Genomic DNA, 13,237 nt, shown 5'->3' with positions numbered 1-13,237 from the left:
GGCCGTCCTGCTAGAGTTTTACTCGCTTCAATCCCCCGTAGCTCAATTGGCAGAGCATTCGACTGTTAATCGAAGGGTTACTGGTTCGAGTCCAGTCGGGGGAGCTGCAAGGCAAAATCCCGCACCGCACGCCGGTTGCGGGATTTTTCTTTGGCTACGCCGAGGCGACCCGGTTGCCGGCCGCGACTTGCGCAAACCATCGGCCGCTGTCCTTGACGGTGCGCTCCAGTGTGTCGTAGTCCACCCGGGTCAGGCCGAAGCGTTTGCGGTAGCCCCAGGCCCACTCGAAGTTGTCCATCAGCGACCAGGCGAAGTAGCCCCGCAGGTCCACGCCGTCCTGGATCGCACGGTGGCACTGGATGATGTGCGCGCGCAGGAACTCCAGCCGCTGCCGGTCATGCACGGCGCCGTCGGCAGAGACCTCGTCGTCGAAGGCAGCCCCGTTCTCGGTGACGAAGAGCCCCGTCCCGGCCGGCCCGCTGTACTCGTCCTGCAAGCGGACGAGCAGCCGGTGCAGTCCTTCCGGCTGGATTTCCCAACCCATCGCCGTCGCGGGCAGCCCGCGGGAAACGGAACTGACATGGTCGGCCGCGGGGTAGGGTGGCGCAACCGGCCGCTCGACCGGGGCGGCATGCGTGTTTTCCGCGTCCGGGCGGGGACGCCCGGTCACTGCCTCTCCGTGGTAGTAGTTGACCCCCAGGGCGTCGATCCTGCTCCCGATCAGTTCCAGGTCCCCGTCCCGGATCCTGGCGTCCAGTCCGTACGGCCCCACGTCCACCAGAAAATCCGCCGGGTAGGAACCGCCGAAGACGGGGTCCAGAAAAGCGCGGTTGAACTGGCCATCGATACGGCGGGCGGCGTCGACATCGACGGGGTCCTCCGGGTTCAGGGGATCCGCCACCGTGAAATTCAGGGTGAGGCCGAGCTCGGCGGCCGGATCACGGCGGCGCAGTTCGTCGGTGGCCAGCCCGTGTCCCAGCAGCAGGTGGTGCATGGCGGCCAAGGCCTGTGGCCGCGACTGTATCCCCGGGGCATGGACGCCCGAACCATAGCCGAGGAAAGCCGAGCACCATGGCTCGTTCAGCGTGGTCCAGACGCGTACCCGGTCGCCGAGCGCCTCATGGACCGCCAGGGCATATTCCGCAAAGCGGTAGGCGGTGTCCCGGTTGGCCCAACCGCCGTTCTCCTGCAGTGCCTGCGGCAGATCCCAGTGGTACAGCGTGAGCCAGGGCTTGATGCCCGCCGCGCACAGCTCGTCCACCAGGCGCGAATAGAAATCCAGGCCGGCGGGATTCACTGCCGCGTCGTCCGGTTTGACCCGCGGCCACGACGTGGAAAACCGGTAAGCACCCAGGTTCAGGGAGGACATCAGGGCGACGTCCTCGCGGAAACGGTGGTAGTGGTCGCAGGCTCGTTCGCCGGTCTCGCCGCCCACGATGGCTCCGGGCAGCCGGCAGAAGGCATCCCAGATGGAATCGGTGCGTCCGTCGTCGTGGGACGCGCCTTCGATTTGGTAGGCGGCCGTCGCGGCGCCCCACAGGAATTGCTTCGGAAATTGCAGGACCATGTTCATCCCATCCCTTACGCAATCGCAGCATCGACACGGACTGCCTGCCAGCCTAGTTCGGCGGGGAGACGAACGTAAGCGTTTACTCTTATTTTTTGTTCCACAGCCCTCAGGTGAATGTCCTCCCTACGGCTGAGGGGGCAGACTGGGGCAGAATGATAATTTGAAGGTGTGGACACTCGCGCACTACCGACAATGATGGAGGCAGAGCCCATGACCGGTCCGGAAAGCCACGGAAGCACCGCAACCGGTGCGAGGATGTCCGGGAGCGCCGCCACGGGTGCGAGCAATTCCGGAAGCACCGCCACCGGTGCGAGGAATCCCGGAAGCACTGCCACCGGTGCCACGATGTCCGGGAGCACCGCAACCGGTGCGAGGACTGCCGGAAGCACCGTCACCGGGTTACGGCCGCCCGGAACAACGGGTGCCCGTGTCGGGCAGCCCGGGAGCACGCCTGCCGGTGCGAATTTGTCGACGGCGGGACTTGCGCGGCTCGCCGGCCAGTTGACCCCCCGCCAGATTCAGGACGAGTTCTCGCTGGCCCTGCTCGAGCTCAAGGGGAAGGGCGTCAAGGCAGGTATCGCGGCCGGGATCCTGGCGGCCGCGCTGGTGTTCCTGGTCTTCATGGTCATTTCCCTTCTGATAGCGGCAATCATGGGACTGGCGCTCATCATGCCGGCGTGGCTGGCGGCGCTGATCGTCGCAGCCGTGTTCCTGATCCTGGGCGGTATTCTGGCGCTCATTGGAATCTCGAGGGGCAAGAAGGCCATGCCGCTCCTGCCCGCCGAGGCCATCCGCGGCGTCAAGTACGACGTCGGGGTGTTGCGAGAGGGCAGCAGCTTCGATCCGGCCACACTGGACGAAAAGCCCGAGAAGGAGACCAAGGCGGAAAAGGCAGAGCGCAAGGAAGCCAAGGCGCCGGCACCGACGATGGACGAACTGCGTGCCCGTACGGCCGAGCGCCGCGACCATTTGGCGGCCGTCAGGGACGATCTCGGCCGCCGCGTCGACCCCCGGCCCCGTGCGGAGCAGGCCAAGCGCCGGGCGAAGCATGTGGCAGATGCTGCCACCGAGCGCCTGGTGGCAGGTGCCGAGGTCGTGAGCGAGGCCGTGAGCGAGGCCGGCCCGGAGTTGCGGGAGCGTTGGAAGCCGTTGGCGACGCTGGCGGTCTCGCTGACCGCGATGGGCGTCATGCTCCGGCGGCTGCTGCAAAAATAAGGATTCCTGACCGCCGCACGGCGGCACGGGAGCCGGCTGCAGCGCAGTCGGCTGCCCGGCGTGGAACGACGACTGAGGGGAGGGACAGCGTTTGAGGATCATCGGTGCCGGGACGCGGCGCGACTTCGAGTACCGTGAGCTGCACACGTTCTGGACCATCCCGAACCTCATCACCGTGCTGCGTTTTCTCGCGGTGCCGCTGTTTGTCTGGTTGATCGCCCGACAGTCCTACGGGGCAGCCACCATCACGCTGGTGGTGCTGGGGTCCACGGACTGGGTCGACGGCTACATTGCCCGTCGCCTCGACCAAGTCTCCTCGGTCGGCAAATGGCTCGATCCGGTTGCCGACCGGCTGGCCCTCATCATCGTGGCCACGACGTTCGTCGCTGCCGGCATTGCCCCGTGGTGGCTGCTGCTGTCCATCATCATCCCGGACGCGATCCTGCTCGTGTTCTCGCTGCTCCTGTTCCATGGCAGCCCCGACCTTCCCGTCACGGACATTGGCAAGATCCGGACGGCCTTGCTGCTGGTGGGAACTCCGCTGCTGCTGCTCCATCGGGTGGAGGGCTTCGGCCACGACTGGCTGCTGATTTTGGCCTACGTCATCCTGGCCGCGGGCTGTGTTGGGCACGTCCTCGCCTGGCTGGGCTATATGCGGGCGGCATGGGGCAAGTACAAGCGCCAGCGCGCGGTCGGCCAGGACGATCCACACCGTGGTTGATCCGGAATCCGGGCGGAAGCGGACATCTCCTGACGGGACCCCATGGTCTGGTTAGCGATCTTCTGTGCCTTGCTCGGCGCCTTCTTCCTCGCCCTCGGCACCCAGCGCCAAGCCAGTGCCGTCCAAGCCAATACCGGCGGCCTGGCGATGAGCGTCTCCGGTTTGCTGCGGATGCTCCGCAACCCCCGCTGGGTCCTGGGACTGCTGTTGTTGGTCGTCGGAATGGGACTGAACGTGGTTGCCTTAGTGAGCGCGCCGCTGACCGTCGTCCAGCCAATCGGCGCCATCGCCCTGGTCATCACCACGATCATCAATTCCAAAGACCAGGGGATCCGGCTAAACCGCGTGACGGTGGTAGCGATCTCGGCCTGTGTGGCAGGAAGCGCCGTTTTCGTGCTGCTGGCCGTCAACGTCACCGGCGCCAGCCATCGGGTACGGGCAGAGGAGGAACTCTCAGCGGTCCTGCTGCTGGCCGTGGTCGTTGCAGTCTTCCTCTCGCTGGAACTGATGTTCCGGCGCAGGCTGAACGCCTTCGCTTACATCCTGGGAGCCGGCATGCTGTTCGGCTTCGTCGCCGTGCTGGTAAGGATTATTGGTCTGCGACTCCTGGAGCCCGGCGGCGGTTTCATCGCGAACGTGCCGATCTACACGGTCATCGCAGTCGCCGCAGCGGGCGGCCTGGGGGCTTGGTTTGTCCAGAGTGCCTACTCCAGTGGCCCTCCCGATCTGGTCATCGCGGGGCTGACAGTGATCGATCCGCTGGTGGGCATCGCGATCGGCATTTTCATCCTCGGAGAGCTCAGGCCCGACGTCGAACCGGTGTTTGCGATTGGCATGGTGGGGGCAGGTTTGGTTGCTATTGTTGGGGTCATTGCCCTCTCGAGGCACCATCCGGACGTCTTGCAGAAAAAGGAAGAAGCCCGGCGCCGGGCCCAAGCCTCGGGAAAGAAACCATAGGGCCCCGACACCGATGAAGAATACCGTGACAACGAACCAAGGAGTCCTGCCGCAGGTGAGCGACGACATCGGACCGAAACCCCTCAAGATCCTGATTGCAGCCGATACCTACCCGCCGGATGTCAACGGAGCGGCCGTCTTCGGGTTCCGGCTGGCCACGGCGATGACCAAGCGCGGACACGGCGTTGACATCATCGCGGGGCGGTACGACAAGGGCCCGACCTTCGTGGAGCACCGTCCGGAGGCCAAGGTGCACCGGCTCCGCTCCCACTCGGTGCCGACGCATGAGACCTGGCGCATCTGCTTTCCCTGGGAGATCAAGCGGGACATCAAGCGGATATTCGATGAGGTCCAGCCGGACGTAGTGCACATCCAGTGCCACTACATGATCGGACAGGCCACCATTGCCGAAGCAGTGCGACGGGGCATCCGCACCATCGCGACCAACCACTTCATGCCGGAGAACCTGGAGCCGTTCCTGCCGTTCCCGCAGTGGTTCCTAGACATTGTGGCGAAGAATTCCTGGCGTGACATGGGCAAGATCATGGGCAAGGCCGCCGTGGTGACGACGCCGACGCCGCTGGCCGCCAAGGCGATGCGTGATCACGCGTTCCTGCACAAGGTGATGCCCCTGTCCAACGGCATCGACGCGGCTGCCTATGAGTTGGCCCCCGGGGAAACGATCGAGAGGCCGGAACACCCCACGGTGTTGTTTGTGGGCCGGCTGGCGGTGGAAAAGAACGTGGACACGCTGATCGAGGCGCTGGCCATGACGGATCCCGCGCTGAATGTCCATCTGGAGATCATCGGCGACGGCGACGAGCGGAAGAACCTCCAAGCGAGGGTTGCGGCTATGGGGCTCGGCCGCAGGGTCGCATTCCTGGGCCATGTGGACGACGCCGAACTGCGCAAGGCGTACCTGCGCTCGGCTGTGTTTTGCCAGCCCGGAACCGCCGAACTGCAATCGCTGGTGTCCTTGGAAGCAATGTCCGCCAGCAAGCCCGTGGTGTTGGCCAATGCGATGGCCTTGCCGCACTTGGTGGACGACGGGGTCAATGGCTACTTGTTTGCCCCGCGCGATCCCTCCGATCTGGCGGCAAAGCTCAACGCCGTACTCGGCCAGAGTCCCGAGCGGCTGGAGGCCATGGGCGAAGCCAGCCACGCGAAGGCGATGCGGCACGGTATCGACAAGACCATGGACACCTTTGAGCAGCTCTACCGCGGCGCCTCGGCGGACGACTACCTCGACTAGGCCAACGTGCGCCTGCCGGTCGGGAGGACTTAGTATGTCTAAGGTGCCGGTAACGGTCCCCGCTTTGCGGGGCACTGTCCGGCAACGAGGGGCGGTAGCTCAGCCGGTCAGAGCAGAGGACTCATAATCCTTTGGTCGTGGGTTCAAGCCCCACCCGCCCTACGTTTAGCGCAGGCCCCGGACCAGATGGTTCGGGGCCTTTGTCGTGCCGCCGGCCAAACCCGCACGAGGTCGCAGACCCGGAGCAGGCGTCAACCCCTTCGGCCGTTGCCCGATTGCCGGTCTTGGGCTAAGTTACTGCTCAGTAACTTGACGGTTCCCCGTGGCCTCCTGCCCGGGACCGCGACCTGTTCACAGAAAAGGAAGCCACTATGGGCCAGCGCGTCATCGATCCGAACGACCTCCCCTACGCCGATGGCGACTTCTACGCCTTCGAGGAGATGCTCTCGGAAAACGAGCGCTCGCGGCTGCATGACATCCGCGACTGGTTGGCCAAGGAAGTCCGCCCCATCGCCGTCGACTGCTGGAACCGGGCGGAGTTCCCCCTGGAGATCATCCCGAAACTGGCGGACCTGGATGTGGTCAGCCCGGTCAGGCGGCAGGGATATTCCAACTTGTTCGCAGGCCTCGTGCACGCGGAGTTCACCCGCGCAGACACTTCCATTGCCACTTTCCTGGGGGTCCACGACGGCCTGTTCGCCGGATCGATCGAAGTCCTCGCGTCGAAGGAGCAGCAGGAGGCCTGGCTGCCGGACATCTACGCCCTCAAGAAGATCGGCGCCTTCGGGCTGACGGAACCGCTCGGTGGCTCCGACGTCGCCGGCGGCACGCGCACCACGGCCCGGCGCGACGGGTCCAACTGGGTGCTGAACGGGGCCAAGCGCTGGATAGGCAACGCGACATTCTCGGACTGGGTCGTGATTTACGCGCGCGACCTGGCCGACAACCAGGTCAAGGGCTTCCTGGTGGACACGGCCACCCCCGGCTACGGCGCGACGAAGATCGAGAACAAGATCAGCCTCCGCACCGTGCAGAACGCGGACATCATCTTGGAGAATGTGGTGGTCCCCGATGATTTCCACCTCAAGGGCGCCAACAGCTTCCGGGACACCAACAAGGTGCTGAAGGTGACGCGGCTTGCCGTAGCGTGGCAGGCGGTGGGGCAGCAGATGGCTGCCTTCGATGTGGCACGGCGCTATGCGGTCGAGCGGCACCAGTTTGGAAGGCCGTTGGCCTCCTTCCAGCTGGTGCAGGACCAATTGGTGCAGATTCTCGGCAACACGGTGGCGTCGATGGGCATGATGGTCCGCCTTGCGCAGCTGGAAGACGCCGGCCAGGCCAAGGACGAGCAGTCCGCACTCGCCAAGGCGTTCACCACTGCCCGGATGCGTGAAAGCGTTGCACTGGGCCGCAACATCCTGGGCGGCAACGGCATTGTCGCCGACTACGAAATGGCCAAGATCTTTGCCGACGCCGAGGCCATCTACTCCTACGAAGGAACCCACGAAATCAACTCCCTGGTGGCCGGCCGGGCGATCACCGGGCTGGCGGCGTTCGTTTAGCCATCCGGCACCGGCAGCAGTACCGAAGGTCGCAGGTCCATGACGAACTGCAGGGGGTTGATGTAGGCGTCACCGCGGCGGACGCCCCAATGCAGGCAGGCACAATGGCTGCTCGCGGCCACCGTTCCCACCGGATCGCCCGCCGAAACGGTATCTCCGGCCCGCAGTCCGGACGCCACGGCCAGCAGGCTGCTGCGCAGGCCGTTGCCATGATCGATGGTAATCACCGGCCTGTCGACGACCCGGCCTGAGAAACTTACCCGGCCAGCGGCGGGGGAGAGGACGGTCGTCCCGGCCGGAACGGCCAAATCGACGCCGCGATGTCCGCCCAGCCAGGGCTCGGGCGGCGGGTCAAAGCCGCGCACGACGACGGGTTGCGGGCTGGCGGGCCAGCCCCACGGCGGCGAATAAGAGGGCGGCCCGGCCGGCTCGGGCGAACCGGCCGCGGCAAGCAGCACGGCAGAGGCCGCGGCGGCTGCGCAGCGGAACAAAAACGGCGTCATGCAGCCGATCCTTGCCGCTGCCTCCGGTGCGTGCCACGGCGGCGAAGGACGGTGTGCGCAACCCCTTGGCTCCGGCCGCTGTGGAGGGCGGGAACGCGCAGGAACGCCGGTGCTGCCTGTAGTACACTGGACGAAGCAGTTTTCCGTCCATGACCCATGTCCGGGCGGAGGCTGACTACGCGTGTCTGAAATCCATCGGCTCGATGTTAGCGATGGAAGTGTGTCCAGGCGGTCCGGGAAACCGGTCCGGACACCTGCGCCGCCGTGCCGGCGGCGCAGACAGACGCCAGGAGCTTAGCCCGCCGGGCGAAAAGCTAACAACCGTCTACAGGCAGCAGCCCAGGCCCAGCCCGATGCTGCCGGAAGGAGTGACGACATGCCAGTCGTTACCATGCGCCAGCTGCTCGACAGCGGCGTACATTTCGGTCACCAGACCCGCCGTTGGAACCCGAAGATGAAGCGCTTCATCTTCACCGAGCGCAACGGCATCTACATCATCGACCTGCAGCAGTCGCTGTCCTACATCGACCGCGCCTACGAGTTCGTCAAGGCCACCGTTGCCCACGGCGGCACCGTGCTGTTCGTCGGCACCAAGAAGCAGGCCCAGGAAGCAATTGCCGAGCAGGCCACCCGCGTTGGACAGCCGTACGTCAACCAGCGCTGGCTCGGCGGCATGATGACCAACTTCCAGACCGTCTCCAAGCGCATCTCGCGCCTGAAGGAACTCGAAGAGATCAACTTCGAAGACGTTGCGGCTTCCGGCCGCACCAAGAAGGAACTGCTGCTGCTGCAGCGGGAGAAGACCAAGCTGGAAACCACGCTGGGCGGCATCCGCAACCTGACCAAGACCCCTTCGGTCATGTGGATCGTCGACACCAAGAAGGAACACCTCGCCATCGACGAGGCCCAGAAGCTCGGCATCCCCGTTGTGGCCATCCTGGATACCAACTGCGATCCGGACGAAGTCGACTTCCCGATCCCGGGCAACGACGACGCCATCCGCTCCGTCAACCTGCTGACCCGCGTGATCGCCGACGCCGTTGCCGAGGGCCTCATCGCCCGCAACAACCGCGCCGCAGGCAACACCGAAGCTCCGGCCGAGCCGATGGCCGAGTGGGAGCGCGAACTGCTCGAGGGCTCGACCGAGGCCCCGGCCGCCGAAGCACCGGCCGCCGAAGCTGCTGCTGACGCTCCCGCCGCCGAAGCACCGGCCGCCGAAGCTCCGGCTGCCGAAGCTGCTGCTGACGCTCCCGCCGCCGAAGCCCCGGCCGCCGAAGCACCCGCCGCGGACACCGAGAAGTAAATCCGACTCACCGGCGGCGCCTTGTGCGCCGCCGGACTTCCGCTGGCGGCCGGGCCTGCTGTGGTCCCGCCGCCAGCGGCACCGAACACTACTTAATACGGGAGGACTGGAGTCCAAATGGCGAACTACACCGCTGCTGATATCAAGGCCCTGCGCGAGCGCACCGGCGCCGGCATGATGGATGTCAAGAAGGCTTTGGACGAGGCCAATGGAGATGCCGAGAAGGCCATTGAGCTGATCCGCATCAAGGGCCTGAAGGGCGCCACCAAGCGTGAGGGCCGTTCCACTGCCGAAGGCCTGGTTGCCGCCAAGGTCATCGATGGAACGGTCGGCGTCATGATCGAGGTCAACTGCGAGACCGACTTCGTCGCCAAGTCCGCCAAGTTCATCGAACTCGCTGACAAGGTGCTGGCCGTAGCGGTTGAGTCCGGCGCTGCCGAGCTCGACGCGCTGCTGGCCGCCGACGTCGACGGCAAGCCGCTGGGCGACTTCGTCGTCGAGGAAGGCGCCGTGCTGGGCGAAAAGATTGTCGTCCGCCGGGTTGCCCGGGTCGAGGGCAAGACCGTCGATGCCTACCTGCACAAGACCTCCAAGGACCTGCCGGCACAGGTTGGCGTCCTCTTCGCCGTTGACGGCGAGGGGGCTGCAGCCACCGAGGCAGCACACGACGTCGCCGTGCACAGCGCCGCCTACGCACCGGCCTACCTGACCCGCGACGAGGTTCCGGCCGAGACGGTGGAGAACGAACGCCGCATCGCCGATGAGACCGCCCGCGCCGAAGGCAAGCCCGAGGCCGCACTGGCAAAGATCGTCGAAGGCCGGCTGAACGGTTTCTTCAAGGAGATCGTGCTGCTGGACCAGCCGTTTGCCAAGGACCCGAAGCAGTCCGTCGGCAAGGTGCTGGAAGCGGCCGGCGTCAACGCCACCGCCATTGCCCGCTTCCGCGTCGGAGCGTAATCTCGGTCGCAACGCTTAGGCGAACTGGCTGATTCAGATGACAAGGGGGTGGTCACCAACCGGTGACCACTCCTTTTTCATGTCCGGATCGGCCGCGCGGCTTCAGCCGTCGGGCGGCCGCGCGGCCACTCACATACTCTTTCCCCAGAACCACGCACGCCGGGAGGCACCATGGAATCCCAGAACACCCAGACCACCGCTGACACCGGGGCCAAACGCCGCCGCGTCCTGCTGAAACTTTCGGGCGAAGTCTTCGGCGGAGGGAAGCTGGGCGTGGACCCGGACACCGTCCGGGGCGTCGCCAAGCAGATTGCCGCCACCGTCGGCCAGGTCGAAGTGGCCATCGTCGTGGGCGGCGGCAACTTCTTCCGCGGCGCCGAACTGTCGACGTCGGGCATGGACCGCTCCCGTGCCGATTACATGGGCATGCTCGGCACCGTCATGAACTGCCTGGCCCTCCAGGACTTCCTCGAACAGGCCGGGGTGGACACCCGCGTGCAAAGCGCGATCACCATGGGGCAGATAGCCGAGGCCTACATTCCGCGGCGGGCCATCCGGCACATGGAGAAGGGCCGCGTGGTCATTTTCGGCGCCGGCGCCGGCCTGCCCTATTTCTCCACCGACACGGTGGCTGCCCAGCGCGCACTCGAGGTGCACGCCGACGTCGTCCTCATGGCGAAGAACGGCGTGGACGGCGTCTACACGGCCGACCCGAAGAAAGACCCGGCTGCGGAGAAGCTCGACACCCTGACCTACGACGAAGCCATGCGCCGGAATATCCGGGTGATGGACCAGACCGCCTTCAGCCTGTGCCGCGACAACAAGCTGTCCATGGTGGTCTTCGGGATGGAGGGTGAAGGCAACGTGACCCGTGCGATTCTGGGCGAGCAGATCGGCACCTACGTCACCGCCTGACTGGCGCCGGGCCATCCGCCCGATAGCCTAGGATGGAAAAGAGCCAGGACCGCGGGCACCGCGGAATGAATGAAGGACGTGAAGGAGAGACCGTGATAGACGAGACGCTGCGCGAAGCTGCCGAGAAGATGGACAAGGCAGTCGAAGTGGCCAAGGAAGACTTCGCCACCATCCGCACCGGCCGCGCCAATCCGGCACTGTTCTCCAAGGTCACGGTCGACTACTACGGCACGCCGACCCCGCTGCAGCAGTTGGCGTCCTTCCAGAACCCGGAAGCGCGCACCCTGCTGATCACGCCCTACGACAAGTCGGCGCTGAACGATATCGAGAAGGCCCTGCGCGACTCGGATGTGGGCGCCAACCCGGCCAACGACGGCGTGGTAATCCGCGTGGTCCTGCCGGAACTGACCCAGGAACGCCGCAAGGAGTACGTCAAGGTCGTGCGCGGCAAGGCCGAAGACGCCAAGGTCTCCATCCGCAACATCCGCCGCAAGGCGATGGACACCATCGGCAAACTGGTCAAGGACGGCGACGTCGGTGAGGACGAGGGCAACCGGGCCGAAAAGGAACTGGACGCCAAGACCAAGTCGCACACGGACAACGTGGACGAGCTCCTCAAGCGCAAGGAAGCCGAGCTGCTCGAGGTCTGATGAGTACGGACCAGCCTCAACCCATGGCTGGCGATACGCCGGCTCCGGCGGCTGGTCCGGGACAACGGCCGGCCGAACCCGGACGGCGGGCGTTGCGTGCCGCCGCCAAGCCGTCCCGTGCCGGGCGCAATCTGCCGGCAGCCATCGTCGTCGGACTCGCGCTGCTCATTGTTGTCCTGGTGGGGCTTTTCCTCCTGCCGGATGCCTTCGTGCTGCTGGTGGCCGGATTCTCTGCCGTCGGCGTGTGGGAGGTTTCCCGAGCCCTGACGGTCAAGAACATCAAGGTGCCGCTGCCGCCGCTGTTCGCGGGTGCCATCGCCATGCCCGTGGCCGCATACTACGGCGGGCCGGAAGGGCTGGCCTTCGCCCTGGTGGTCTCCTGCGTCGCCCTGATGGTCTGGAAGTGCCTGGACAGCACCGACGGCGCGGTCGGCAGTGTGCTCAGCGGCACCTTCATCCTCTGCTGGGTCCCCTTTTTCATCAGCTTCTCGCTGCTGTTGCTGCTGGAGGAGTCCGGTGCCCTGAAGGTTGCCACCATGCTGCTGCTCGTGGTCTCCAACGACACCTTCGGCTACCTCATCGGGGTGCTGTTCGGGAAGCACCCGATGGCGCCGAAGATCAGCCCCAAAAAGTCGTGGGAAGGGTTCGCCGGTTCGGTCGGCGGAGCCATTCTGGTCGGCGTCCTGTGTTCGGTGCTGTTGCTGGACCTGCAGTGGTGGTTCGGGCTCGTCCTGGCCGTGGCCACCGTGGCCGCATCCACCGTGGGCGACCTGGCCGAATCGATGGTCAAGAGGGAACTTGGCATCAAGGACATGAGCAACTTCCTGCCGGGCCACGGCGGCGTGATGGACCGGCTGGATTCCATCGTGTTTGCAGCACCGGTGGCTTACGTGTTCGCATCGCTGCTGGCACCCGGGGCAGTGTAGGCGCGCGGGCCGTGTTTGACGCGGTGACGTGCGACGGCCCGCATAGACTGGCAGCGTAGACAAGCGGAACGTATTGAAGGAACAGGAACCACAGGACACCATGGCGCGACGAACCATTGATGCCGGCAAGGGCAGTGCCCCGTTCGACCACGTGGACCGGCGGAACTTCGGCTACAACGCACGCCAGGTGGACGACTTCCTGGGCCGGGCCCGGGAGTATTACAACAACCCCGAGCCCGGCGACGCTCCCATCACCAGCCGCGATGTCCGCGCCATGACGTTCGATCCGGCCAAGGGCGGCTACGACCCGCGGGCCGTCGACGCCGCGCTGGACCGGCTGGAGGATGTTTTCGCCCAGCGGGAGCGCGACGCGCTGATCAGGCGCGACGGCGAACAAGCCTGGCTGACGCAGATCGGCCGCGTGTCGGCGATGCTGCGTGCCCGCCTCCACCGCGCCCCGGGCGAACGCTTCCGCCGGCCGACGAAGCGGAACGCCGTCAGCTACAACGTCGAGGATGTCGACGCGCTGTGCGTGGAGCTGCTGGGATATTTTGAGCACGACCAGCCGATGAGCGTCGACGTGGTCCGCAGGGCCGTGTTCCGTGAAGCCAAGGGCAAAGACGGCTACGAAGAAAACCAGGTGGACGCGTTCCTGGACCGCGTCGTCGAGTTGATGGCCGCGATCGACTGACGGGCTGGACCTCGT

At 65.7% G+C, this 13,237-nt stretch carries 13 protein-coding genes and 2 tRNA genes; 13 read left to right on the top strand and 2 right to left on the bottom strand.

Features of this window, described 5'->3' with window-relative positions; all coding sequences use genetic code 11:
* Window positions 1-31: 31 nt before the first annotated feature.
* Window positions 32-104: transfer RNA gene (locus AC5RUK_RS12405), tRNA-Asn, on the top strand.
* A 50-nt stretch (window positions 105-154) separates the two neighbouring features.
* Here AC5RUK_RS12405 and AC5RUK_RS12400 read toward each other — a convergent pair.
* A complete protein-coding gene (locus AC5RUK_RS12400) occupies window positions 155-1,573 on the bottom strand; it encodes a GH1 family beta-glucosidase (RefSeq protein WP_493988110.1) in 1,419 nt (472 codons plus the stop codon).
* 498 nt (window positions 1,574-2,071) lie between these two features.
* On the opposite strand from AC5RUK_RS12400, the gene AC5RUK_RS12395 reads away from it, so the two are divergent.
* From AC5RUK_RS12395 to AC5RUK_RS12370, 6 genes are all read left to right on the top strand, one after another.
* Entirely contained in the window at window positions 2,072-2,785 is a 714-nt protein-coding gene (locus AC5RUK_RS12395) for a phage holin family protein (RefSeq protein WP_494107961.1), read from the top strand.
* 91 nt (window positions 2,786-2,876) lie between these two features.
* The gene (locus AC5RUK_RS12390; RefSeq protein WP_493988112.1) at window positions 2,877-3,506 is read left to right on the top strand and encodes a CDP-alcohol phosphatidyltransferase family protein; all 630 of its coding nucleotides are present in this window, start codon (window positions 2,877-2,879) and stop codon (window positions 3,504-3,506) included.
* 42 nt (window positions 3,507-3,548) lie between these two features.
* Window positions 3,549-4,463: a DMT family transporter gene (locus AC5RUK_RS12385; protein ID WP_493988113.1), complete on the top strand. Its 915-nt coding sequence runs from the start codon at window positions 3,549-3,551 to the stop codon at window positions 4,461-4,463.
* 25 nt (window positions 4,464-4,488) lie between these two features.
* Window positions 4,489-5,715 carry a glycosyltransferase gene (locus tag AC5RUK_RS12380; RefSeq protein WP_494129219.1) on the top strand — a complete coding sequence of 409 codons (1,227 nt, stop codon included), beginning with the start codon at window positions 4,489-4,491 and terminating at the stop codon, window positions 5,713-5,715.
* Window positions 5,716-5,803: 88 nt separating this feature from the next.
* A tRNA-Ile gene (locus AC5RUK_RS12375) sits at window positions 5,804-5,877 on the top strand.
* Between the two features lie 209 nt (window positions 5,878-6,086).
* Window positions 6,087-7,277 (top strand): acyl-CoA dehydrogenase family protein, encoded by a 1,191-nt coding sequence (locus tag AC5RUK_RS12370; protein WP_493988115.1) that lies wholly within the window; start codon window positions 6,087-6,089, stop codon window positions 7,275-7,277.
* Here AC5RUK_RS12370 and AC5RUK_RS12365 read toward each other — a convergent pair.
* On the bottom strand, window positions 7,274-7,780 hold the full coding sequence (locus AC5RUK_RS12365; protein WP_493988116.1) for a M23 family metallopeptidase: 507 nt from the start codon (window positions 7,778-7,780) through the stop codon (window positions 7,274-7,276). The genes AC5RUK_RS12370 and AC5RUK_RS12365 overlap by 4 nt on opposite strands.
* Before the next feature lie 376 nt (window positions 7,781-8,156).
* Between AC5RUK_RS12365 and rpsB the strand changes: the two genes are divergently transcribed.
* The 6 genes from rpsB (at window position 8,157) to AC5RUK_RS12335 (ending at window position 13,222) form a co-directional block, all read left to right on the top strand.
* The gene (rpsB, locus tag AC5RUK_RS12360) at window positions 8,157-9,083 is read left to right on the top strand and encodes a 30S ribosomal protein S2 (protein ID WP_494152341.1); all 927 of its coding nucleotides are present in this window, start codon (window positions 8,157-8,159) and stop codon (window positions 9,081-9,083) included.
* 117 nt (window positions 9,084-9,200) lie between these two features.
* A complete protein-coding gene (gene tsf / locus AC5RUK_RS12355) occupies window positions 9,201-10,040 on the top strand; it encodes a translation elongation factor Ts (protein ID WP_494152340.1) in 840 nt (279 codons plus the stop codon).
* Window positions 10,041-10,211: 171 nt separating this feature from the next.
* Window positions 10,212-10,955, top strand: coding sequence for a UMP kinase (pyrH, locus tag AC5RUK_RS12350; RefSeq protein ID WP_493988119.1), 744 nt, complete (start codon window positions 10,212-10,214; stop codon window positions 10,953-10,955).
* Between the two features lie 92 nt (window positions 10,956-11,047).
* Entirely contained in the window at window positions 11,048-11,605 is a 558-nt protein-coding gene (frr, locus tag AC5RUK_RS12345) for a ribosome recycling factor (RefSeq protein ID WP_494152339.1), read from the top strand.
* Between the two features lie 23 nt (window positions 11,606-11,628).
* Window positions 11,629-12,531: a phosphatidate cytidylyltransferase gene (locus tag AC5RUK_RS12340; RefSeq protein WP_494152338.1), complete on the top strand. Its 903-nt coding sequence runs from the start codon at window positions 11,629-11,631 to the stop codon at window positions 12,529-12,531.
* Window positions 12,532-12,631: 100 nt separating this feature from the next.
* Window positions 12,632-13,222: a DivIVA domain-containing protein gene (locus AC5RUK_RS12335; protein WP_493988122.1), complete on the top strand. Its 591-nt coding sequence runs from the start codon at window positions 12,632-12,634 to the stop codon at window positions 13,220-13,222.
* Window positions 13,223-13,237: the final 15 nt, after the last annotated feature.

Source organism: Arthrobacter sp. Y3223065, assembly GCF_059090885.1.
The sequence above is the reverse complement of the archived record's forward strand: the minus strand, read 5'-3'. Positions and strand labels throughout refer to the sequence as shown.